20 protein-coding genes and 7 tRNA genes are annotated in these 23,949 nt (G+C 54.6%); 3 read left to right on the top strand and 24 right to left on the bottom strand.

What is annotated here, in order from left to right:
• Positions 1-206: 206 nt before the first annotated feature.
• The 11 genes from rihA to miaB all read right to left on the bottom strand — a co-directional run bounded on the left by rihA (position 207) and on the right by miaB (position 10,987).
• The gene (rihA, locus tag ACKWMY_RS01215; RefSeq protein WP_024531236.1) at positions 207-1,139 is read right to left on the bottom strand and encodes a pyrimidine-specific ribonucleoside hydrolase RihA; all 933 of its coding nucleotides are present in this window, start codon (positions 1,137-1,139) and stop codon (positions 207-209) included.
• A gap of 145 nt (positions 1,140-1,284) precedes the next feature.
• Positions 1,285-2,010, bottom strand: coding sequence for an amino acid ABC transporter ATP-binding protein (locus ACKWMY_RS01220; RefSeq protein WP_021179998.1), 726 nt, complete (start codon positions 2,008-2,010; stop codon positions 1,285-1,287).
• Positions 2,010-2,684, bottom strand: a complete 675-nt coding sequence (gltK, locus tag ACKWMY_RS01225; protein ID WP_021805327.1) for a glutamate/aspartate ABC transporter permease GltK — start codon at positions 2,682-2,684, stop codon at positions 2,010-2,012. The genes ACKWMY_RS01220 and gltK overlap by 1 nt, the downstream gene beginning before the upstream one ends.
• Positions 2,684-3,424, bottom strand: a complete 741-nt coding sequence (locus ACKWMY_RS01230; protein ID WP_021179996.1) for an amino acid ABC transporter permease — start codon at positions 3,422-3,424, stop codon at positions 2,684-2,686. The genes gltK and ACKWMY_RS01230 overlap by 1 nt, the downstream gene beginning before the upstream one ends.
• Before the next feature lie 201 nt (positions 3,425-3,625).
• Positions 3,626-4,522 (bottom strand): amino acid ABC transporter substrate-binding protein, encoded by an 897-nt coding sequence (locus tag ACKWMY_RS01235; RefSeq protein ID WP_024531235.1) that lies wholly within the window; start codon positions 4,520-4,522, stop codon positions 3,626-3,628.
• 363 nt (positions 4,523-4,885) lie between these two features.
• On the bottom strand, positions 4,886-6,415 hold the full coding sequence (gene lnt, locus ACKWMY_RS01240) for an apolipoprotein N-acyltransferase (protein WP_409485776.1): 1,530 nt from the start codon (positions 6,413-6,415) through the stop codon (positions 4,886-4,888).
• Between the two features lie 7 nt (positions 6,416-6,422).
• On the bottom strand, positions 6,423-7,301 hold the full coding sequence (gene corC, locus ACKWMY_RS01245) for a CNNM family magnesium/cobalt transport protein CorC (protein WP_409485777.1): 879 nt from the start codon (positions 7,299-7,301) through the stop codon (positions 6,423-6,425).
• An 81-nt stretch (positions 7,302-7,382) separates the two neighbouring features.
• Complete coding sequence (gene ybeY, locus ACKWMY_RS01250; RefSeq protein ID WP_025123434.1) at positions 7,383-7,856, bottom strand: rRNA maturation RNase YbeY; 474 nt, start codon at positions 7,854-7,856, stop codon at positions 7,383-7,385.
• Positions 7,853-8,908 carry a PhoH family protein gene (locus ACKWMY_RS01255; protein WP_024483192.1) on the bottom strand — a complete coding sequence of 352 codons (1,056 nt, stop codon included), beginning with the start codon at positions 8,906-8,908 and terminating at the stop codon, positions 7,853-7,855. The genes ybeY and ACKWMY_RS01255 overlap by 4 nt, the downstream gene beginning before the upstream one ends.
• Before the next feature lie 224 nt (positions 8,909-9,132).
• Positions 9,133-9,468, bottom strand: a complete 336-nt coding sequence (locus ACKWMY_RS01260) for a zinc ribbon domain-containing protein YjdM (RefSeq protein ID WP_021179990.1) — start codon at positions 9,466-9,468, stop codon at positions 9,133-9,135.
• 94 nt (positions 9,469-9,562) lie between these two features.
• Positions 9,563-10,987, bottom strand: a complete 1,425-nt coding sequence (gene miaB / locus ACKWMY_RS01265) for a tRNA (N6-isopentenyl adenosine(37)-C2)-methylthiotransferase MiaB (protein ID WP_024531232.1) — start codon at positions 10,985-10,987, stop codon at positions 9,563-9,565.
• Positions 10,988-11,163: 176 nt separating this feature from the next.
• Between miaB and ubiF the strand changes: the two genes are divergently transcribed.
• Positions 11,164-12,345 (top strand): 3-demethoxyubiquinol 3-hydroxylase, encoded by a 1,182-nt coding sequence (gene ubiF / locus ACKWMY_RS01270; RefSeq protein ID WP_261160683.1) that lies wholly within the window; start codon positions 11,164-11,166, stop codon positions 12,343-12,345.
• A gap of 82 nt (positions 12,346-12,427) precedes the next feature.
• Here ubiF and ACKWMY_RS01275 read toward each other — a convergent pair.
• From ACKWMY_RS01275 to nagB, 13 genes are all read right to left on the bottom strand, one after another.
• A tRNA-Gln gene (locus ACKWMY_RS01275) sits at positions 12,428-12,502 on the bottom strand.
• A gap of 18 nt (positions 12,503-12,520) precedes the next feature.
• Positions 12,521-12,597, bottom strand: a tRNA-Met gene (locus tag ACKWMY_RS01280).
• Positions 12,598-12,635: 38 nt separating this feature from the next.
• Positions 12,636-12,710 (bottom strand) — tRNA-Gln (locus tag ACKWMY_RS01285).
• 43 nt (positions 12,711-12,753) lie between these two features.
• Positions 12,754-12,828: transfer RNA gene (locus tag ACKWMY_RS01290), tRNA-Gln, on the bottom strand.
• A 40-nt stretch (positions 12,829-12,868) separates the two neighbouring features.
• Positions 12,869-12,943: transfer RNA gene (locus ACKWMY_RS01295), tRNA-Gln, on the bottom strand.
• A gap of 29 nt (positions 12,944-12,972) precedes the next feature.
• A tRNA-Leu gene (locus ACKWMY_RS01300) sits at positions 12,973-13,057 on the bottom strand.
• Positions 13,058-13,066: 9 nt separating this feature from the next.
• Positions 13,067-13,143, bottom strand: a tRNA-Met gene (locus tag ACKWMY_RS01305).
• Between the two features lie 217 nt (positions 13,144-13,360).
• Positions 13,361-15,025, bottom strand: coding sequence for an asparagine synthase B (gene asnB, locus ACKWMY_RS01310; protein ID WP_021179986.1), 1,665 nt, complete (start codon positions 15,023-15,025; stop codon positions 13,361-13,363).
• Positions 15,026-15,046: 21 nt separating this feature from the next.
• A complete protein-coding gene (locus tag ACKWMY_RS01315) occupies positions 15,047-15,313 on the bottom strand; it encodes a hypothetical protein (protein WP_409485778.1) in 267 nt (88 codons plus the stop codon).
• A 301-nt stretch (positions 15,314-15,614) separates the two neighbouring features.
• Entirely contained in the window at positions 15,615-16,367 is a 753-nt protein-coding gene (locus ACKWMY_RS01320) for an HAD-IIA family hydrolase (RefSeq protein ID WP_409485779.1), read from the bottom strand.
• A gap of 67 nt (positions 16,368-16,434) precedes the next feature.
• Positions 16,435-17,655 (bottom strand): N-acetylglucosamine repressor, encoded by a 1,221-nt coding sequence (locus ACKWMY_RS01325; protein WP_024529305.1) that lies wholly within the window; start codon positions 17,653-17,655, stop codon positions 16,435-16,437.
• Between the two features lie 26 nt (positions 17,656-17,681).
• Positions 17,682-18,821 (bottom strand): N-acetylglucosamine-6-phosphate deacetylase, encoded by a 1,140-nt coding sequence (gene nagA / locus ACKWMY_RS01330; RefSeq protein WP_021805318.1) that lies wholly within the window; start codon positions 18,819-18,821, stop codon positions 17,682-17,684.
• 18 nt (positions 18,822-18,839) lie between these two features.
• Positions 18,840-19,640, bottom strand: a complete 801-nt coding sequence (gene nagB, locus ACKWMY_RS01335; RefSeq protein WP_409485780.1) for a glucosamine-6-phosphate deaminase — start codon at positions 19,638-19,640, stop codon at positions 18,840-18,842.
• Between the two features lie 336 nt (positions 19,641-19,976).
• Between nagB and nagE the strand changes: the two genes are divergently transcribed.
• Complete coding sequence (gene nagE, locus ACKWMY_RS01340) at positions 19,977-22,010, top strand: N-acetylglucosamine-specific PTS transporter subunit IIBC (RefSeq protein ID WP_024529307.1); 2,034 nt, start codon at positions 19,977-19,979, stop codon at positions 22,008-22,010.
• A gap of 192 nt (positions 22,011-22,202) precedes the next feature.
• A complete protein-coding gene (gene glnS, locus ACKWMY_RS01345) occupies positions 22,203-23,867 on the top strand; it encodes a glutamine--tRNA ligase (protein ID WP_409485781.1) in 1,665 nt (554 codons plus the stop codon).
• Positions 23,868-23,949: the final 82 nt, after the last annotated feature.

Genomic DNA, 23,949 nt, shown 5'->3' on the forward strand with positions numbered 1-23,949 from the left:
GTAAAAAGCGGGTTCGGAGTTGTTTTCAGGTGCTGGGGGGATCTGTCTGGAGCGCTTGGTTGGTTCGTGCTGCTTCGGGAAGTTGGGAATAAAGGAATTACGCAGAAAAATCAACGAGTACTCTCATCCAAGGTGCGTCACCGTATTTTCAGGCCCGCTCGATCGGTTCCCTCTCCCTGTGGGAGAGGGTTAGGGTGAGGGGTAATTTAATAACGTGAAACGCACTCGACCATCAGATCGATAAAGCCCTGGCGGTTGATATGGGTCAACACCTCGACGTTGGCCGGTTTACCGTTTTGGCCAAACTCATCCACTACCGTCATGCCCACGGTGTATTGGCCCTGGGTCTCCACACCCACCCACAGCTCACGGCTTTCAAACAGCTCCGGGGCCAGCAGCCAGGCGATGGTGCAAGGGTCGTGCATGGCGGCTCCCGGCAGGCCGCGCGGGTGGCTAAGATACAACGGCAGGTAGAAATCGAGCATGCTGGCTACCGCTGCCGCTACCGGATTATTAATGCTGCGGATGCGTTCGATATCCTGCGGTAACACCAATGCCTGATGGGTGACGTTCAACCCGGCCATGGTCAGCGGCACGCCGGATTGCAGCACGATTTCGGCCGCTTCCGGATCGACGTAGATATTGAATTCGGCCACCGGCGTGGTGTTGCCTGCATTCAGCCCACCGCCCATAAACACGATGCGTTCAATCTTGCTTTTCAGCTCTGCGTGCTGTGACAGCAGCAAGGCAATATTGGTCATCGGGCCGGTTACCACCAGCGTAATCGGCTCTGGGCTGGTACGCAGCAGATCGGCAATCAACTCGACCGCAGTTTGCTTTACTGGCTGAAAATCCGGTACTGGCAGATGGGTGTTGCCCATACCGGTGTCACCGTGCACGTAATCGGCAATGACCAGATCGCGCATCAAGGGCTTGGCGGCACCGCCAGCGACCAGAACATCTTGCCGTTGCATCAGCGTCAGCAGTCCAAGGGCGTTATGCAGGGTTTTTTGCGGTGTTTGGTTACCGGCGGAAGTGGTGACGGCTTTAACATCTAACGTAGGGGCGCGTAGTGCCATGGCAAGGGCAATAGCGTCATCAAGACCTGGATCACAATCGATAATAATAGGGCGGGACATCACTTTCTCCTTCAGCGTTATTGTTTTACCCACAGTCTTGCAAGCCGCAACTTACAGTTCATGGTGGGGACTCTGAGGATCGGGGGAAATGATGGCAGAAACAAGCACTATTGATGCGCCCTGGGGTCAGGGCGCATCTGGTACATCAATGCAGGATTTTGGCCAGGAAGTCTTTGGCACGTTCTGACTGTGGGTTGTTGAAGAAGTCATCTTTATTGGTGTCTTCCACGATCTTCCCCTCATCCATAAAGATCACCCGGTGGGCCACCTTACGGGCAAAGCCCATTTCGTGGGTCACCACCATCATGGTCATCCCTTCCTGCGCCAGCTTGACCATCACGTCCAGCACTTCGTTGATCATTTCCGGATCGAGCGCCGAGGTGGGCTCATCAAACAGCATGGCGATCGGATCCATACACAGCGCACGAGCAATCGCCACGCGCTGCTGCTGGCCACCAGAGAGCTGCCCAGGGAACTTTTCGGCATGTGCCGACAGACCCACGCGCTCCAGCAGTTTCAGGGCTTTATCGCGTGAGGCAGCCTTGTCGCGCTTGAGGACTTTTACCTGCGCCAGCGTCAGGTTTTCAATGATCGACAGGTGAGGGAACAGTTCAAAATGCTGGAACACCATCCCCACTTTGGAGCGTAGTTGCGCCAGGTTGGTGCTCTTGTTGTTGACCTGAATACCGTTAACCTCGATATCGCCTTTCTGGATCGGCTCAAGCCCGTTGACGGTTTTAATCAGGGTTGATTTGCCTGAGCCGGAAGGACCGCAGACCACCACCACTTCGCCTTTTTTGACTTCGGTGGTGCAGTCGGTCAGAACCTGAAAGTGACCGTACCACTTAGAAACATTTTTCAGGGATATCATCAAACCGTCCTTTTCTTCAAATAGCTTACCAGCGCCGAGGCGGCGAGACTGATAACAAAATAGACCAAACCGGCGAACAGGATCATTTCCACCTGCGTACCGTCACGCTCACCAATGGTTGAAGCGGTGCGGAAGAAGTCGGCCAGGCTAAGTACGTACACCAGCGAGGTATCCTGGAACAACACGATCCCCTGGGTCAGCAGCAGCGGCACCATGGCGCGGAACGCCTGCGGCAGGATCACCAGCCGCATCGATTGCCACTGGGTCATGCCCAACGCCAGCGAGGCAGAGGACTGACCGCGCGAGACGCTTTCAATGCCTGCCCGGATAATTTCCGAGTAGTAGGCGGCTTCAAACAGCGAAAAGGCTACCATAGCCGAGATAAGGCGAATATCGGTTTTCGGTGACAGCCCAAGAACTTGTTGTAATAAGCTTGGAACCACCAGATAGAACCACAGCAGCACCATCACCAGCGGTACGGAGCGGAACAGGTTGACGTACAGCGCCGCAAACCAGCTGATCGGCTTGATCGGCGACAGGCGCATCACCGCCAAAACGGTGCCCCAGAGGATACCGAATACAATAGCCGTCACGGTGATTTTCAGCGTGACGACCAGCCCTTGCAGCAGATACGGGAAGCTTGGGACAATCGATCCCCAATCAAATTGGTACATTATTTACTCCCCATATGGCCAGGTAACTGCACTTTCTTCTCGACAATACGCATAAACAGCATGATGACGGCGTTGATAGCGACATAGGCGAGGGTGATGGCAGTAAAGGATTCATAGGCGTGTGCGGAGTAATCCAGCAGCTTCCCGGCCTGAGCGGCCATATCCACCAGCCCGATGGTTGAGGCGATGGCGGAGTTTTTTACCAGGTTGAGCATTTCCGAGGTCATCGGCGGAACGATCACCCGATAGGCGTTGGGGAGCAGCACGTAGCGATAGGTTTGTGGCAGCGTCAGGCCCATTGCCAGCCCGGCCGCCTGTTGGCCGCGTGGCAGGGATTGGATTGCAGCACGTACCTGTTCACAAACGCGTGCGGCGGTAAACAACCCAAGGCACAGCATGGAAGAAACAAAGAATTGTACGTTGGGATCGAGCTCGCTCTTGAACCACATGCCGATATCGGCTGGCAGCAGCTCCGGCATCACCAGATACCAGGTAAAAAATTGCACGATTAGCGGCACGTTACGGAACAGTTCGACGTAACAGGTACCTAGTGAGGAGAGAAAACGGTTGGGTACGGTACGCAAAATACCGAACAGTGAACCGACAAAGAAGGCAATAATCCATGCACAGACGGAGAGGGCGACCGTAACCTGAAAGCCGGACCAGATCCAGCCCAGGTAGGTGGTATTCCCAAACGGGGCCTGCTGCAGAAAGATACCCCAGTTCCAATCTATTGACATAACGAACTCCGTTAAACAGGTGCAGAACACCTTACAACTTGATGACCGTTCAGTCGTGGCGCACGCCAGTCAGGCTGGCTTTTTGGTGTGCCCTGAGTCGTGTTTAGGAAAGAATGCGGGAGGGGAACGGCCCCCCGCATACCTGTCTGTCCTGTTACGGTCATCTACAACAGCCAGCTGGGCTGGCTTGATCTTTTTAGATTAGTTCAGTGCTTTGTCGTTCGGCTCTTTAAACAACTGCTTCATGTCGTCAGACAGATCGAAGTTCATGTTGAGGTTTTTTGGTGGGATTGGCTGTTTGAACCAGACCTCAAACCATTTGGCAGCCTGGCCAGAGGTTTGAGCTTGAGCGATAGTTTCATCCACCAGCTTTTTGAACTGTGGATCGTCTTTACGCATCATGCAGCCGTAGGCTTCTTTAGACTGCGGAGTGGCAATGATTTCCCACTGATCCGGCTGTTTGGCCTTGGCGCGTTCGCCTGCCAGCAGGGCATCATCCATCATAAACGCCACCGCACGGCCACTTTCCAGAGTGCGGAAGGAATCACCGTGGTCTTTGGCACTGATGATGCGCATTTTCATCTGATCTTTGTCGTTCAGCTTGTTGAGCAACACTTCGGAAGTGGTGCCTGAAGTGACGACCACGGCCTTACCGGCCAGATCTTTAAAGTCTTTGATGTCGGAGCCTTTCTTGACCAGCAGACGGGTACCGACGACGAAAATGGTATTAGAGAATGCCGCCTGTTTCTGGCGCTCGAGGTTGTTGGTGGTGGAGCCACACTCAAAATCGAAGGTGCCGTTTTGCAACAGTGGAATACGGTTTTGCGAGGTGATCGGCAGCATTTTCACCTGCAGATTAGGCTCGTTCAATTTCTTCTTGATGGCATCAACGATTTGGTTGGAATAGTCCTGGGAGTAACCCACAACTTTCTGCTGATTATCGTAGTAGGAGAACGGAACTGAGGATTCACGGTGGCCAACAACAATCACGCCGTTATCTTTGATTTTCTTCAGCGTACCGGTCAGTTCTTCCGCATGGGCTACGCTACTCGCCATCCCGATCAGCAGTAACGATAACGCCAATTTGCGCATTTGCATGGTCCAACTCCTATGCTGTTGTGATTGCCCGCACTCAGGGAGGGCGAGTTAATACGGCTGAGCTATAAAGATAGTCCTAATGCCGATTTACGATAGAAAATAACCGATTGTGAACAAGATGAAACCAAGATGTTTCATTTTTTGCGACATCACGCGCACCAAATGAATGCAATAAACCCCTGGTGCACCACTTGGGTGCGAGTCTTGCGCTGGAGTTGTGCACGGATGCGTCAAGATGTCAGTTAAAGTAAATCAGCAACGTTCTACAGGGTAATTAAAGCAAGGAGCATGCCAGAAACATTAAAAGAGAAGGGGCAACATGAAATGAAGCGGGCACGGTAAGGCACCGTGCCCAAAGAGAACTTATCTGCGGCGCCAGCTAATGAGCAGCGCGATGCCGCCCAGCAGCACGGTGATGATCCACACTGGCGCAGAGCCAAAGCGGGCATACGGCGTGACGCCGGTGGTTGGGGTCACCTTCACTTCCAGCACTTTACGGGTGAACTGTGGGATGGATGCCAACACTTCGCCGGTTGGGCCAACGGCGGCGGTGATGCCGTTATTGGTGCTACGCAGCAATGGCCTGCCCAGTTCCAATGAACGCATACGCGCCATCTGGAAGTGCTGCCATGGGCCGATGGAGTGGCCGAACCAGGCATCGTTGGACACGGTCAACAGGAAGTTGGTATCTGGACGGAAATTGTCGCGTACCTGCTGGCCCAGCACGATTTCATAGCAGATGGCAGCCGTCAGGTTGTAACCGCGCACGCTGAGCTGGGGTTGCACATAGTCACCACGGCTGAACGAAGACATTGGCAGGTCGAAGAACGGAGCCAACGGGCGCAGCAGCGTTTCCAACGGCACAAACTCACCAAAGGGCACCAGGTGATGTTTGTCATAGCGATTGGCTGCCGGGTAGCTGTAAGGCTTTTCCTCCCCAAGCACGATCACGCTGTTGAAGAACTGATTGCCTTGTGGGGTGGCGCGAGCGTCTACAATGCCGGTGATCAGGCTGCTGTTCTTGGCGCGCATCAGATCGTCCATCATGGTCAGGAAACCGTTCTGATTGCTCTCCACATCGGGAATGGCGGACTCCGGCCAGATGATGATCGGTGCTTTGCCCATCAACGGACGGCTCTCATCCAGATAGGTTTGCAGCGTGCTGAGCAACGCCTTCGGATCCCACTTCATCGACTGCTCGATATTGCCCTGCACCATGGCAACGTTCACCGCTTTATCCGGCTGCGGCGTAAACCAGTGGATCTGGCGCAGCGGCCAAGGCAGCAACAGCATGGCGATAGCAATGACCGCCGGGGTGATGCGCGGTTGATTGAGGGCAAATACCAGTAGGCCGCTGAGGGACATCAAGAGCAGCGTGATCGCATCCACGCCGAGTAATGGCGCAATGCCTTTCAGCGGACCGTCGATCTGGGTATAACCAAATTGCAGCCAGGGGAAACCGGTCAGCACCCAACCGCGCAGGAACTCGGTCAGTTGCCATAGGGCCGGCGCGGCAATGGCCAGCCGCCACCAGGTGGTACGTGGCCAGATCCGCGTCAGCAAACCGGCGAACAGCCCGGTATACAGCGAAAGATAGGCGGCCAGCAGCACGACCAGGAAAATATTGATGGCAAACGGCATACCGCCGAAATCGGCAATGCTGACGTAAACCCAGTTCACGCCGCTACCGAACAGCCCCATGCCCCAGCAGAAACCGAGCAGGGCGGATTGTTTGGTGGTGCGGTTGAGGGGCACGGCCAGCAGGCCGAACAGCGAGACAATGGCCGCAGGCCAGATATCGTAAGGGGAGAAGGCCAGCGTGCCACAGGCACCGGTCAAAAGCGCCAGTAGGGCGCGAACCCACTGGCGATCAAGTAATGAGGCTTTAGCCATGTGTAAGTTATTCTTCCAGTTTCGGTTGCGGGGCATCGTCCGGAATTTTGACATGAACCTGGATGATACGTCGACTGTCGGCCATCGCAACTTTAAATAGGTAACCTTCGATTTCAATGGTTTCCCCGCGCGCTGGCAGGTGGCCGAAGGCTTGCATCACCAGGCCGCCGATGGTGTCCACCTCATCGTCGCTGAAATGGGTGCCGAAGATGTCGTTGAAGTCTTCGATCGGCGCCAGCGCCCGCACGGTGAACATGTGGCGGCTCAGTTGGCGAACGTCACGATCTTCCTCATCGTCATATTCGTCCTCAATCTCCCCGACAATCAGCTCCAGAATATCTTCGATGGTTACCAGGCCAGAGACACCGCCGAATTCATCAATGACAATCGCCATGTGATAACGCTGGGAGCGGAACTCCTTCAGCATCCGGTCAACCCGCTTGCTTTCCGGTACCACCACGGCGGTACGCAGCACCTTGTCGATGCTGAACGGCTCGGAGTCTGCGCGCATAAACGGCAGCAGGTCCTTGGCCATCAGAATGCCTTCGATGTGATCTTTATCTTCGCTGATCACCGGGAAGCGCGAGTGGGCGGATTCGATAATCACGTCCAGGCACTCTTCCAGCGTTTGGTTACGCTTGAGCGTCACGATCTGGGAGCGCGGGATCATGATGTCGCGTACGCGCTGCTCGGCGATATCCATCACGCCTTCCAGCATGTCACGGGTATCGGGATCGATCAGGTCGTTTTGCTCGGAATCACGGATCAGCTCTACCAGATCGCCACGGTTTTTAGGTTCACCGTGGAACAGCTGGTTAAGGATAAGAGTAAAGAACCCCTTCTTGGAACTGGGGCTGTCATTGCTTTGTGAATGGTCGTCGCTCATGGCGTTTTAGTTAATATCACTCTATTGAGTTATCAAAATTAGCGACAGCCCCAATCGGGGCTGCGGGGTGCTCAGCTAACATCAGGTGGGATCTTTTTCCGCGAGGTAAGGGTCTGGGTAACCCATCTCCTGCATTATCTCGGTTTCCAAAGATTCCATTTCTTCGGCTTCATCGTCTTCGATGTGGTCATACCCTAGCAGATGAAGGCTACCGTGAACAACCATATGCGCCCAGTGTGCTTCCAGCGCTTTCTGTTGTTCAACCGCTTCCTGTTCAACCACTTGACGGCAAATAATCAAATCACCCAACAGCGGCAGTTCGATTTCCGGCGGTGCCTCGAACGGGAATGATAACACGTTGGTGGGCTTGTCTTTACCACGATAAGTCAGATTCAGCTCATTGCTTTCCGCCTCATCCACTAAGCGGATGGTGACTTCGGCTTCTTCCTGAAACTGTGGCAATACTCCTTCCAGCCAGCGCTGGAAGGTGGCTTCATCCGGTAATCCTTCACTGCTGGCGCAGGCAATTTGTAAATCCAGAATAACCTGGCTCATGGTGTTTCCTGTTCGGAGGCAACCGGTGCCTCACGTCTACGTTGTTCGGCGATGGCATCTTTGCGTTTTTGTTCGGCGGCTTCCCAGGCTTCATAGGCGACCACCACACGGGCGACTACCGGATGGCGCACCACGTCTTCGCTGTGGAAGAAGTTAAAGCTGATCTCTTCCACCTCAGACAGCACTTCCACCGCATGGCGCAGGCCGGATTTCTGATTGCGTGGCAGGTCGATCTGGGTCACGTCGCCGGTGATCACCGCTTTCGAGTTGAAACCGATACGCGTCAGGAACATCTTCATCTGTTCGATGGTGGTGTTCTGGCTTTCATCGAGAATGATAAAGGCATCATTCAGCGTACGGCCACGCATGTAGGCCAGCGGCGCAACTTCTATCACGTTACGCTCGATCAGTTTTTCCACGCGTTCAAAGCCCAGCATTTCAAACAGGGCGTCATACAGCGGGCGCAGATATGGGTCGACTTTCTGGCTCAGATCCCCCGGCAGGAAGCCCAGCTTCTCACCCGCTTCAACCGCCGGGCGGGTCAGCAGGATACGCCGGATTTCCTGGCGCTCCAGCGCGTCTACCGCAGCGGCAACTGCCAGATAAGTTTTACCGGTACCCGCCGGGCCAACGCCAAAGGTGATGTCATGGGCGAAAATATTGGCGATGTATTGCGCCTGGTTAGGCGTGCGGGGCTTCACCATGCCACGCTTGGTCTTGATGGTGACCGATTTGCCGTAATCCGGCACGCTGTCTGCCACCTGCTCCAGCACCCGGCTCTCTTTGATGGCCAGGTGGATCTGTTCCGGATCGATATCTGGGGTCACGCCACGGATCGGCGCGGTATCCACATACAGATGGCGCAAAATATCGGCGGCGGCAACCACGCACAGGTTTTTACCGACCAGCTTGAAACGGTTGTCACGGCGGTTGATTTCAATCCCCAGCCGACGTTCGAGTTGTTTGATGTTGTCATCAAACGGGCCGCACAGGCTCAACAGGCGTTGGTTGTCTGCGGGCTCCAACAGGATTTCTTGTGTTGCGACGTTCAAACGATTCCTCAAGGCTCAACAGGGCCTGGTTGATGTCACGTAACGCGATTTCAGCGCGGGCATTCAGGGCAACCCCCGAACAGCTCTACCCTGAATTATTCATGGTGTACCGCACTGGCGCAAGTTTACCTCTGATCTATCTGTGCGCAGCGAAGGGAATTCAAGGGGGGAGGGGGCAGAATTGGGCCAAATAGTTTGGCCCAACAGCAGGTTAACAGCGGAAATCAGCTCTTCTTCACAAATTCGGATTTCAGCTTCATCGGGCCAAAGCCGTCGATTTTGCAATCGATGTTGTGATCGCCTTCGACCAGGCGGATGTTCTTCACCTTGGTGCCGATCTTCAACATGGAAGAGCTGCCTTTGACCTTCAGATCCTTGACCACGGTCACCGCATCGCCATCGGCCAGCAGGTTACCGTTGGCATCTTTGACAATCAGGGTATCGGCATCTTCAACGGCCGCGCTGTCGCTCCACTCATGGGCGCACTCAGGGCAGATGAACAGGGCGTTATCCTGGTAGGTGTATTCGGAATTGCACTTCGGGCAGTGTGGGAGTTGCATTATTGTGTCGCCTCATAATCAAAATAAAAAAACAAAATTACCGGACAATGACTGCCCGGCAGAGAAAAAGGAAAATGCCAAGGTGGCGGGGCGATCAGGGTTGGTAGCTACCGACGCCCAGCTCATCTTCCTTACGGGTACGTGCAATCACCGCTTGAGGGGATTGGTGCACGCGCAGTTCCATCTGCTGTTCGGTGCGGACCAGGGTACCGCGCAGAGAATTGGTTAACACTTCAGTAATCTCGACGTCGACGAACTGGCCGATCAAATCTGGGGTGCCCTCAAAGTTGACCGTCCGGTTGCATTCGGTGCGGCCAGAGAGTTCCATCAAGCTCTTGCGTGAGGTGCCCTCGACCAGAATACGCTGCACGGTGCCAAGCATACGGCGGCTGAACTGCATCACCTGCTGGTTGATCCGTTCTTGCAGCAGATACAGACGTTGTTTTTTCTCTTCTTCGCTGACGTCGTCAACCATGTCTGCCGCTGGAGTGCCTGGGCGCGAAGAGTAGATAAAGCTGAAGCTGGTGTCGAAGTTCACCTGGGCAATCAGGTTCATGGTCTGTTCAAAGTCGGCCTGGGTTTCCCCTGGGAAACCGATAATGAAATCAGAGCTGAACTGGATATTGGGCCGTGCCTGACGCAGCTTGCGGATAATCGCTTTGTATTCCAGCGCCGTGTGGGCGCGTTTCATCATGGTCAGAATGCGGTCTGAACCGCTTTGTACCGGCAGATGCAGGAAGCTGACCAACTCGGGCGTATCTTCATACACCGCAATAATATCGTCGCTGAACTCAATCGGGTGGCTGGTGGTAAAGCGGATGCGATCGATGCCGTCGATGGAGGCCACCAGGCGCAACAGTTCGGCAAATGAGCAGATGCCACCATCAAAGGTTGCGCCACGATAGGCGTTGACGTTCTGGCCCAGCAGGTTCACTTCACGTACGCCCTGGGCGGCCAACTGAGCGACTTCAAACAGGACATCATCGCTTGGGCGGCTGACTTCTTCACCGCGGGTGTAAGGCACCACGCAGAACGTGCAGTATTTGTTGCAGCCTTCCATGATCGAGACGAAGGCGGTTGGCCCATCGGCACGGGGTTCCGGCAGGCGGTCGAACTTTTCGATTTCCGGGAAGCTGATGTCCACGATCGGGCTATGCGAACCGCGCACGTGGTTGATCATCTCCGGCAGGCGATGCAATGTCTGTGGGCCAAAAACGATGTCAACGCAGGGCGCGCGCTGGCGCAGATGTTCCCCTTCCTGCGAAGCAACGCAACCGCCGACGCCAATAATCAGATCGGGGTTGTTCTTTTTCAGTTGCTTCCAACGGCCCAACAACGCGAAAACCTTTTCCTGCGCCTTCTCGCGGATCGAGCAGGTATTGAGCAGCAACACATCCGCTTCTTCAGCGTTTTCAGTCCACTCGAAGCCGTGTGTGCTTCCCAGCAAATCTGCCATTTTCGATGAGTCGTACTCATTCATCTGGCAGCCCCAGGTTTTGATATGTAGTTTTTTCGTCATTGACTTGCCATTACTCAGTGCGGAGAGAAAGTTGCGTTACGCGCCATGCAGGAAGGGTATTGTAATCATTTGGCGCGCTGGTGACCAGCGACGTGGCAGTAGCATGCGACCTGAAGCCAGATTAAAAATCCGGTACACTGAGCCAAGATGCCTAATTAACCAAAAGTATAGCCAAAATGAATACTTATCAAAAACGCTTTGATGCCGTGGTGGTTGGCGGTGGGATGGTGGGAGCCGCCGCCGCGCTGGGGCTGGCTCGCGCCGGATTGTCGGTCGCTTTGTTAGAGCACGAGGCTCCCGATACGTTCGATCCCCAAAGCCCGCCGGACCTGCGGATCTCCGCTATTGGCTGCACCTCCGTTGGCTTGTTGAAGCAGCTTGATGCCTGGCCTGCGGTGTTGCAGATGAGATCGGCACCCTACCGCAGGCTGGAAACCTGGGAATGGGAGTCCTCACGGGTGGCATTTGATGCCGCAACGCTTGGGCTGCCAGAGCTGGGTTTTATGGTCGAGAACCGTATATTGCAGCTCGCCCTATGGCAGCAGTTGTCACAATGCGAGAATTTAACGCTGTACTGCCCCACCAGGCTGCAGGCGATGCATCGAGCTGATGACCAATGGCAGGTGACGTTAAGCTCGTCAGAGACCCTACAGGCGCGTTTGGTGGTGGGTGCCGACGGTGCTCACTCACAGGTACGCAAGTTGGCGGCGATTGGCACCAGCGGTTGGCAATATCGCCAGTCTTGCATGTTGATCACCGTGGAAACCGACCAACCGCAGCAGGATGTGACCTGGCAGCAATTCCTCCCCTCAGGCCCACGCGCGTTCCTGCCGCTGTACGACCAGTGGGCAACGCTGGTGTGGTATGACAGCCCGCAGCGTATTCGCCAGTTGCAGGCGTTACCTATGGCACAGCTCGAACAAGAGATAGCGGTGGCTTTCCCATCCCGCTTGGGCACGGTGAAGGCTCATGCCGCCGGATCTTTCCCACTGGTGCGCCGCCACGCACAACGCTATGTGCAATCAGGGCTGGTGTTGCTCGGCGATGCTGCACATACCATCAATCCGCTGGCCGGGCAGGGGGTGAACCTTGGCTATCGTGATGTGGATGCATTACTGGAGATCGTGAGCGACGCCCGGGAGCAGGGAGAGGATTGGGCGAGTGAAGAGGTGCTGATGCGCTATCAGCGCCGTCGTCGCACCGATAACCTGCTGATGCAAAGCGGCATGGATCTGTTCTATACCGCCTTCAGCAATAACCTGGCTCCGCTGAGCGTGGCGCGCAATCTGGCACTGATGGTAGCGGAAAGGGCGGGCAAGCTGAAAGAGCGGGCGCTGAAGTATGCATTAGGTTTGTGATGACATGGGGCGCCGCATGTTGCGCCCATTTTATCCAAACTCAGAAAAGCAAAAAGCTCGCCGAAGCGAGCTTTTCTAAATTTGGCTGGGGTGCCAGGATTCGAACCTGGGTATGCTGGTATCAGAAACCAGAGCCTTACCGCTTGGCGACACCCCAATTGTAAAGCAGATAGCATGGTGGCTACGACGGGATTTGAACCTGTGACCCCATCATTATGAGTGATGTGCTCTAACCAGCTGAGCTACGTAGCCATTTTTACTACTTTTTGTTGCTTGTCAACTATGTTGTATGGCTGGGGTACCTGGATTCGAACCAGGGAATGCTGGTATCAAAAACCAGTGCCTTACCGCTTGGCGATACCCCAATAACACAATTAACTTTTTTTACCGCGCCCCATCCTGAAAAGATGGCTGGGGTACCTGGATTCGAACCAGGGAATGCTGGTATCAAAAACCAGTGCCTTACCGCTTGGCGATACCCCAATAGCAAATTAACTTTTTTACAGCGCTCCATCTGGGAAGATGGCTGGGGTACCTGGATTCGAACCAGGGAATGCTGGTATCAAAAACCAGTGCCTTACCGCTTGGCGATACCCCACCTGCTGTATGCGCGACGATGAAAGAAAATGGTGCGGGAGGCGAGACTTGAACTCGCACACCTTGCGGCGCTAGAACCTAAATCTAGTGCGTCTACCAATTTCGCCACTCCCGCAAAAAAGATTGGTGGCTACGACGGGATTCGAACCTGTGACCCCATCATTATGAGTGATGTGCTCTAACCAACTGAGCTACGTAGCCATCTTTTTCGCTCAACCTTCATCGGCGTTGCGGGGCGCATTATGCGTATATGGCCGATTTGCGTCAACTAGTTTTTTCCCGAAAAAGCGACTGGGCGGGTTGTTTGTCTGGGTTGTGAACAGTATGGTGATAAAAACGGCAGTTCGGAGGGTTAACGGTTGAAAACATCCACAAAAAAGCGGGCCATCAGGCCCGCCGAAGGTAAAACGGTGGCGGTTTACTTATAGGCTGACTGGTGTACGCCTACGGCACGGCCTGATGGGTCGTCCATCTTTTTGAAGGATTCGTCCCATTCAATGGCTTTTGCCGACGAGCAGGCTACGGAAGGGCCGCCAGGGACACATTCCGCTGCGCTCGGCAACGGGAACAGCTCTTCGAAAATCTCGCGGTACAGGTAGCCTTCTTTGCTGTTTGGCGTGTTGTACGGGAAGCGGAAACGTGCCGTTTCAAGCTGTTGATCGCTAATCTGCTTGGCAGCGACTTCTTTTAGCGTATCGATCCAGCTGTAACCGACACCGTCGGAGAACTGCTCTTTCTGGCGCCAGGCTACGCTAGCGGGCAGATAAGACTCGAAGCATTGGCGAATAATGTGCTTCTCCATCTTGCCGTTGCCGCACATTTTATCTTGCGGGTTGATACGCATCGCCACGTCCAGGAAGTTTTTATCCAGGAACGGTACGCGGGCTTCTACACCCCAGGCAGACATTGCTTTGTTGGCACGAGCACAGTCGTACATATGCAGCGCCAGCAGTTTACGCACGGTTTCCTCGTGGAATTCTTTGGCATTTGGCGCCTTATGGAAGTACAGGTAGCCGCCGAACACCTCATCCGCCCCTTCGCCAGACAGCACCATCTTGATGCCCATCGCTTTAATCTTGCGTGACATCAGATACATCGGCGTGGAGGCGCGGATGGTGGTGACATCGTAAGTTTCGATGTGGTAGATCACATCGCGGATGGCATCCAGGCCTTCCTGCACCGTGAAGTGGATTTCATGGTGGACGGTGCCAAGGTGGTTAGCGACCTCTTGAGCCGCACGCAGATCCGGGGAACCTTCCAGCCCGACGGCGAAGGAGTGCAGCTGTGGCCACCAGGCTTCACTGCGCTCATCATCTTCTACCCGGCGTGCGGCATATTTTTTGGTGATGGCAGAGATCACCGAGGAATCCAGCCCGCCGGAGAGCAGCACGCCGTAAGGTACGTCGGACATCAGGTGGCTTTTTACCGACTCTTCCAGTGCGTTGCGCAGGGCGTTGGCATCGGTGACGTTGTCTTTGACGTTGTCATAGTCGAACCAGTCACGCTGGTAGTATTCGCGGATTTCACCGTCCTGGCTCCACAGGTAGCTGCCCGCCGGGAACTCTTTAATGCTGCGGCAGACCGGCACCAGCGCCTTCATCTCAGAAGCGACATACAGGTTGCCGTGCTCATCGTGCCCCATATACAGCGGGATGATGCCGAGGTGGTCGCGGCCAATCAGGTAAGCGTCTTTTTCCGTGTCGTATAGGGCAAAGGCGAACATACCTTGCAGATCGTCCAGGAAGTTCGGGCCTTTTTCCTGATACAGCGCCAGGATCACTTCGCAGTCGGAGCCGGTCTGGAATTGATAATGCTCACCCAACTGCTGACGCAGGGCCTGATGGTTATAAATTTCACCGTTAACCGCCAATACGTGGGTATGCGCAGCGTTGTACAGCGGTTGAGCACCGTTATTCACGTCAACAATCGACAGGCGTTCGTGAACCAGAATGGCTTTATCGCTGGCGTAAACGCCGGACCAGTCTGGGCCGCGATGGCGCATCAGGCGCGACAGTTCCAACGCTCTTTTACGCAATTCAACCGGATCGGACTTCAGATCGAGCACACCGAAAATAGAACACATACAAACTCTCCTAACGACATTTTATGGCGGTGATGTGATGTACAGCGCGCCTGCATGTAAATTCAACGGTGCGGCTTTGCTGCCTTCTGATAATGAAAATGCGTCAAAAGCTGAGGTGTATGCAAGCGATTTAGCGTTACGCTGAAAAATAGTCTTGGGGTGGGGTGTTAAAATTAGCGGATGTTCAATTTTAAGCGGTAAAAATTGAATAATATCTAATTTTTTCGTCGAATGAGGCGAGTGTGGGATAAATTTTCTGGCGTTTCGATGATCGATGTTTTCCCTCACCCCAACCCTCTCCCACAGGGAGAGGGAGCTGTCCGGAGGTCTTGATTAGCTTGTGCGACTTCGGAAAGAAGGGTGTAAGAACAAGAAAGGCAAGGTATTACGTCAAGCGATCAACGAACTCGAACGGTCCTCTTTCCCACAGGGAGAGGGAGCTGTCCGGAGGTCTTGATTAGCTTGTGCGACTTCGGAAAGAAGGGTGTAAGAACAAGAAAGGCAAGGTATTACGTCAAGCGATCAACGAACTCGATCGGTCCCCTCTCCCTGTGGGAGAGGGTTAGGGTGAGGGGCCATTGCTTGCGGCTTAAAAAATAGTGATATCCGCCACGGAAGGGAAGATATGGCTCGGGCGGAATGGCATGGATTCAACATCGTTCAGGTTTGAGACGCCAGACAGCACCAGCACGGTTTCCAGCCCGGCCTGGAAGCCTGCCAGAATATCGGTGCGCAGGTTGTCCCCGACAATCACCGTCTCTTCCGAGTGCCCCTGCATCTTGTTCAGCGCCGCGCGGATAATCCACGGGCTAGGCTTGCCGACATAAAACGGCTTACGGCCGGTGATCTTCTCGATCGGCGCACACAGAGCCCCACAAGCCGGTGTGAAACCGTGGCCATGGGTATCCGGGTTAGTGGCTATAAACCGTGCCCCGTTGTTCACGAAGAAGGCCGCTTTATGCATCATGTCCCAGTTGTAGGAACGGGTCTCACCCACGATCACGAAATCCGGGTTGATATCGGTGATGGTAAAGCCGGCTTTGTAGAGTTCGTGGATCAGTGCGCCTTCGCCCACCACATAGGCTTTTTTACCTTCCTGGCGGCGCAGGAAATCGGCCGTCGCCATCGCTGAGGTATAAAACGCGCTTTCTGGCACGTCCAGGCCAGCGGCGGCAAAGCGGTTGGCCAGATCCTGGGCGGTTTGCGAAGGGTAGTTGGTTAGCACCACCAACGGCATCCCTTGTTCCTGAATACGAGCCAGGAACAGATCGGCTCCAGGGATCGGGGTATTGTCATGCAGCAGCACGCCGTCGATGTCACATATCACGTTTTTGATAGTCATTGTTGCTGGTCTCATGATAAACGGCAGGGCAAAAAAGCCAGAAGTGCATCCCTGCCAAACAGGCAGTTTAACTTTCTAGCAGCCGTTGGAGAAGTACACCGTTGAGCATTGCCCGTTTAGCCAGGGCAAAAGCACCGATCGCTGAACGGTGATTGAGTTCGGAAGTGACCACGGGCAGGTTTCTGCGGAAATCCTTCAGCACCTGGGTGTTGATGCAGCTTTGGATGGCGGGTAACAACACTTTGTCCGCTTCGGTGATTTCACCGGCGATCACCACTTTTTGTGGGTTGAACAGGTTGATAGCGATGGCTACCGCCTTGCCCAGATAGCGGCCAACGTGTTCGATCACTTCGCTGGCCAGCAAATCTCCGCGATTGGCGGCTTTGCAGATGGCGGCGATGCTACAGTCGTCCAGCGTCATTTTGCTTGGGTAGCCCTGAGTCAGTAGGTGGCGTACGCGCTGTTCGATAGCTGCGTTGGCCGCCACGGTTTCCAGACAGCCGAAGTTACCGCAGTGGCAGCGTTCGCCGAGGGGATCGATTTGAATATGACCAATCTCCCCCACGTTGCCGTTATTACCGAGGAAGATTTTGCCGTTGACGATGATCCCGGCGCCGGTGCCCCGGTGCAGGCGCACCAGAATGGAGTCTTCACAATCCCGGGTAGCCCCGAAGTAGTGCTCCGCCAAGGCCAGGCTGCGGATATCGTGGCCGACAAAACTGGTGACGTTGAAGCGTTGCTGAAGATGATCGACCAACGCCCAGTTATCGACGTTGATGTGCGGCATATAGCGCACTACGCCTAAAGCCGGATCGACCAGGCCAGGCAGGATCACGGCAATGGCGATCAGTTCGCGCAGTTTGCGTTGGTAACTTTCGATAAACTGCGCAATGGCGTTGAGCAGTGCGTTTTCCAGTGTCTCCTGGGTGCGTTCCGGCAGAGGGTAGTGCTCCTCTCCGAGCGACTTACCGCCCATATCGTACAGGGTGATGGTGGCATCATGGCGGCCCAGGCGGACGGCAACGGTGTGGAAATTGCGGGTTTCACTGACAATGGAAATGGCACGGCGGCCACCGGTGGAGGCTTGCTGATCGACCTCTTTGATCAGCCCGCGCTCCAACAGTTGGCGAGTAATCTTGGTGACGCTGGCGGGGGCAAGCTGACTGAGTTCGGCAATCTGAATGCGCGAGATCGGGCCTTGCTGGTCGATCAGGCGATACACTGCTGCGCCGTTAAGTTGCTTAACTAAGTCAACATTCCCTATTTGTGCTTGTCCGCCAGTGCTCATCAATAATTCTACTCGCTGTTCATGGATTAAACCTCGTTGCCGTTAACGAGGGTCTTGGTGATTTGGTAATCACGGGTAAAGGCGGTCAGGTTGGCGACCTTGCCGGCTTCGATGGTGCCTAAACGCTGTTCGACACCGATAGCGCGAGCCGGATAGAGCGTCGCCATGCGCAGCGCTTCATCCAGTGCGATACCAACATGCTCTACGCTGTTTTGCACCGCTTCGATCATGGTCAGTGCGGAGCCGCTCAGAGTGCCGTTTTCGTCAACACACAGGCCGTCACGATAATAAATGGTTTTACCCGCGAAAATAAACTGATCGATATCCGCGCCTGCTGGTGCAGTAGCATCGGTGACCAGCACCAATTTATCACCTTTTACCCGCTTGGCGTTACGGATACTCGCCCAGGCCACGTGGTGCCCATCGGCAATGATGCCGGTATACACTTCCGGCGTGTCGAAGATCGCGCCCATCAGGCCCGGTTCGCGGCCGCTGATGTACGGCATGGCATTGTACAGATGGGTGGCGAAGGTTATGCCTGCGGCGAAACCCACGCGTGCCTGATCGTAAGTGGCGTTGGAGTGGCCAGCGGACACCACGATACCGGCGTCGCTCAGCTGTTTGATAAAGTGAGGTTCCACCATTTCTGGCGCCAGGGTCACTTTGCTGATCACGTCGGCGTTGGCACACAGGTAGTCGATCATCTCGCTGGTAGGCTTGCGGATAAACGCCGGGTTGTGGGTGCCTTTCTTCTCCAGGCTCAGGTACGGCCCTTCCAGATGCAGGCCAAGGGCCTGATTGGGATGGTTCTTCAGATAAGCGCGCATCACGTTGATGCCGTGCTTCATATAATCGTCGCTGCAGGTGATCAGCGTTGGCAGATAGCTGGTACAGCCGGATTTCTCGTTGGCGCGCTGCATGATTTCCAGCGTGGTTTCCGAGATGGCTTCCAGTGAGTCGTTAAATTGCACGCCGCCGCAGCCGTTAAGCTGCACGTCGATAAAACCGGGGGCTAGGATGGCGCCACCCAGATCGCGCGTTTCGATGCCTGCTGGCAGTTCGGCCAGTGGGCAGACTCGTTCAATCAGGCCATCAGCAATCACTACCGCATGGTCATCAAGCACGTCATGGCCGGTAAAAATCCGGCATTGGGTTAAAGCGAACATGTAGCCCCCTGCAAAAAATTAAAGACTATTAACGCTTTCCGCTTCCAACTCGCGGAAATACTTAACGGTTTTCACCTTCAGTTCCATGGTGGACGGTTCGTCACAAACCACCACGGCTTTGGCATGCAGCTGCAGGCAGCTAATGGTCCACAGGTGGTTGATGCTGCCTTCCACTGCGGCTTCCAGCGCCTGTGCCTTGCCACGGCCGGTGACCAGGATCATCACTTCTTCCGCATCGAGCAGGGTGCCTACGCCGACGGTCAGGGCATATTTTGGCACCTGGCTTACGTCACCGTCGAAGAAGCGGGAGTTGGCGATGCGGGTTTCTTCGGTCAGCGTTTTGATACGGGTGCGTGAAGCCAGGGAAGACGCTGGTTCGTTGAACGCAATGTGGCCATCGAAGCCTACGCCGCCCATGAACAGGTTAACTTTGCCGTAGGATTTCATTTTGGCTTCGTACTGACGGCATTCTTCATCAACGTCTGCTGCGTTACCGTTCAGCAGGTTGATATTTTCACGTGGGATATCAACGTGGTCGAAGAAGTTGCGGTACATGAAGGTGTGGTAGCTTTCCGGGTGTTCCTGCGGCAGGCCAACATATTCATCCATGTTGAAGGTCACGACGTGCTTGAAGCTGACTTCACCGGCTTTGTGCATCGCGATCAGGTGTTTGTAGGCTTCCAGCGGGGTGCCACCGGTTGGCAGGCCAAGGACGAACGGGCGATCTGCGGTCGGTTTGAAGGCGTTGATACGCTGAACGATATGGCGTGCGGCCCATTTGCCGACTTGAGTAGTGTCTTGTAGTGGGATAAGTCTCATCGTACACCTCTAGGTAGAATAAACTGTGTCTATACTGGTACGGGCAACAACCGTAGCTTAAAGCGTAACTCAGCTTTGTGAAGCTGGTATTCGGGATTACTGTCCGTTGATTTTTTGAATGATAAAATAAGTTTTGTGCGATGGCTAGCAATGTGGCAGTTTAACACTACTTTTTGGTGACATTTGTCACAAAAAAGGAGGTTTTAATTTGCGATACGAAATAATTTTTTTACACTCCGCATGAGTGATACGTGCCAAGCGTTATTTCTAAAAAGGTAGTGAGTTATCTCAATAAACTGCCAATAGGGTCCGGCATCGGACGAATAGGGGGAAAAGGTGAACATTCTTAGTTATTTACAAAAGGTGGGTCGGGCCTTGATGGTTCCGGTAGCCACACTGCCTGCCGCGGCCATCCTGATGGGCGTCGGCTACTGGATTGACCCGGTTAGCTGGGGTGGGGACAATGCTCTGGCAGCCTTGTTCATCAAATCCGGTTCGGCCATTATCGATCATATGTCGGTCCTGTTCGCCATTGGTGTGGCTTACGGTATGTCCAAAGACAAAGACGGTGCTGCTGCACTGACCGGTTTTGTCGGCTTCCTGGTAGTGACCACACTGTGTTCACCTGCCGCCGTGTCCATGATTCAGAAGATCCCTCTCGATCAGGTTCCAGCCGCCTTTGGCAAAATTGAGAACCAGTTCGTGGGTATCCTGGTGGGTATCATTTCTGCCGAAGTCTACAACCGTTTCAGCGGTGTTGAACTGCCGAAAGCGCTGTCGTTCTTCAGCGGCCGTCGTCTGGTGCCAATCCTGATCTCCTTCCTGATGATCCTGGTTGCCTTCATCCTGATGTACATCTGGCCGGTGGTTTTCAACGGTCTGGTCAGCTTCGGTGAGCACATCCAAAAACTCGGCTCTGCCGGTGCCGGTATCTACGCCTTCTTCAACCGTCTGTTAATTCCGGTCGGTCTGCACCATGCGCTGAACTCGGTATTCTGGTTTGACGTTGCCGGTATTAACGATATTCCTAACTTCCTGGGTGGCGCGCAGTCTATTGAAGCGGGTAAAGCCACGGTCGGTATCACCGGTCGTTACCAGGCAGGTTTCTTCCCAATCATGATGTTCGGTCTGCCGGGTGCAGCACTGGCCATCTACCACTGCGCACGTCCTGAGAACAAAGCGAAAGTGCTGGGTATCATGATGGCGGGGGCGTTCGCTGCCTTCTTCACCGGGATCACCGAGCCGCTGGAATTCTCCTTCATGTTCGTTGCTCCAGTGCTGTATGTGATCCATGCCGTTCTGACCGGTATCTCCGTGTTCATCGCAGCCAGCATGCAGTGGATTGCCGGTTTTGGCTTCAGTGCCGGTCTGGTGGATATGGCGTTGTCAACGCGTAACCCACTGGCGACCCACTGGTACATGCTGATCCCGCAAGGCCTGGTGTTCTTCGCTATCTACTACGTGGTCTTCCGCTTCACCATCAAAAAATTCAACCTGATGACCCCAGGCCGTGAACTGGCCGTTGCCGGTGACGAAACCGACGGTTATGACGTGGATACCGCTGCGGGTAAGAACGAAGATGAAACCACTACCCTGGCTCGTCGCTATGTGAGTGCCATCGGGGGGTCTGACAACCTGACCGGGATCGATGCCTGTATCACCCGTCTGCGTCTGAACGTCAAAGATTCTGCGTTGGTGAACGATGCTCTGGCTAAACGCCTGGGTGCTTCTGGCGTGATCCGTCTGAACAAGCAAAGCGTGCAGGTAATCGTCGGGACTCGTGCCGAACTGATTGCCAGTGCGATGACCAAAGTGGTTGCAGCAGGCCCGGTAGCGGCAGCCTCTGCTCCAGCCGCCGCAGCCGCTGCGGCAGAAGTTAAACCGCAGGCTGTACCTAACGCTACTAAAACCGTGTTGGAAGCGCTGGTGGCGCCGGTAACCGGTGAAGTGGTTGCTCTGGATCAGGTGCCGGACGAAGCCTTCGCCAGCAAAGCGGTCGGTGACGGTGTGGCCATTCGCCCAACCGATAAAACCGTCGTGGCGCCAGCTGATGGCACCGTGGTGAAGATCTTCAACACCAATCACGCTTTCTGCCTGGAAACAGACAAGGGCGCGGAGATCGTCGTGCACATGGGTATCGACACCGTGGCGCTGAACGGTCAGGGCTTCAAACGCCTGGTGGAAGAGGGGGCTGAGGTGAAAGCAGGCCAGCCTATCCTGGAAATGGATCTGGAATACCTGAACGCCAATGCGCGCTCGATGATCAGCCCGGTAGTGGTCAGCAATGCTGATGACTATGCTGGCCTGACGGCGCTGGCAACCGGCAATGTGGTTGCTGGCCAGACCAAGCTGTTCGAGATCCAGAAATAAGTTGGGTTTAACCCTGGCTTCGCCCGGGCGTTAAACGGGCGGTAAGCAGTATCAGCGGGAAAAGAGCGATCTTTTCCCGCTTTTTTTGTTTTTGCACCATGGGAACTTGACGAATAACGGTTGTTTCTGGGCGCGGCTTATTGGAACATAGAAGGTTATATGTGTAGCGCTTTGCATTTGAGGAATAGTGACATGAGTGAGGCAGAAGCCCGCCCAACCAATTTTATCCGTCAGATCATTGATGAAGATCTGGCATCAGGGAAGCATACGTCGGTTCATACACGTTTCCCACCGGAGCCTAATGGCTATCTGCATATCGGCCATGCCAAGTCCATTTGCCTGAACTTTGGTATCGCCAAGGATTATCAGGGCCAATGTAACCTGCGCTTCGATGACACCAACCCGGTAAAAGAAGACATCGAATTTGTCGACTCCATCAAGCACGATGTGGAGTGGTTAGGCTTTACCTGGAGCGGCGACGTTCGTTATTCCTCGGACTATTTCGATCAACTGCACCAGTATGCGGTTGAGCTGATCAACAAAGGCCTGGCTTATGTTGACGAGCTTTCTCCCGAGCAGATCCGTGAATATCGTGGCTCGTTGACGGCTCCGGGCAAAGACAGCCCATACCGTACCCGCACGGTTGAAGAGAACCTGGCGCTGTTTGAGAAGATGCGTAACGGCGAGTTTGCCGAAGGCACCGCTTGCCTGCGCGCCAAAATCGATATGGCCTCGCCGTTTATCGTGATGCGCGATCCGGTGATCTACCGCATCAAGTTTGCGGAACACCATCAGACCGGCAACAAATGGTGCATCTACCCGATGTACGATTTCACCCACTGCATTTCCGATGCGTTGGAAGGGATCACCCATTCGCTGTGTACTCTGGAGTTCCAGGATAACCGCCGTCTGTACGATTGGGTGCTGGATAACATCACCATCCCTTGCCATCCGCGTCAGTACGAGTTCTCACGCCTGAATCTCGAATACGCCATCATGTCCAAGCGCAAGCTGAGCCAGCTGGTGACCGAGAAGATCGTTGAAGGTTGGGATGACCCACGTATGCCAACCGTTTCCGGCCTGCGTCGTCGTGGCTATACGGCCGCCTCCATTCGCGAGTTCTGCCAGCGTATCGGCGTCACCAAACAGGACAATAACGTCGAGATGATGGCGCTGGAGTCCTGTATTCGTGACGATCTGAATGAGCACGCACCGCGCGCCATGGCCGTGCTGGATCCGGTGAAGGTGATCATCGAGAACATGTCGCAAGACGTGGAAATGGTGACCATGCCTAACCACCCGAATCAGCCGGAAATGGGCAGCCGTGAAGTGCCATTCAGCCGCGAAGTGTATATCGATCGTGCAGACTTCCGTGAAGAAGCCAACAAGCAGTACAAACGCCTGGTGCTGGGCAAAGAAGTGCGCCTGCGTAATGCGTATGTGATCAAGGCTGAGCGCGTAGAGAAGGATGCAGAGGGTGAAATTACCACCATTTTCTGCACCTACGATCCAGATACGCTGAGCAAAGATCCTGCCGATGGCCGCAAGGTGAAAGGCGTGATCCACTGGGTGTCTGCGGCACACGCCTTACCGGCAGAAATTCGCCTGTACGATCGTCTGTTCAGCGTGGCTAACCCGGCGGCGGCTGAGGACTTCCTCGCCACCATCAACCCGGAATCGCTGATTATCAAGCAAGGCTTTGTCGAGCCAAGCCTGGCGGCTGCCCAGCCGGAGAAAGCCTACCAGTTTGAGCGTGAAGGCTATTTCTGCGCCGACAGCCGCTATTCTACGGTCGATCGCTTGGTGTTTAACCGCACCGTAGGCCTGCGTGATACCTGGGCCAAGATTGGTGCTTAAGCTTAGCCAAGCCTAGCGCGTTTCTTTGTCTGTTTGTCTCTTGATCGGATCTTCTGGTCAAGAGACATCTCCAGCTTTACTC

It is taken from the genome of Serratia sp. J2, assembly GCF_046269175.1.
Taxonomy (GTDB): Bacteria; Pseudomonadota; Gammaproteobacteria; order Enterobacterales; family Enterobacteriaceae; genus Chania; species Chania fonticola_C.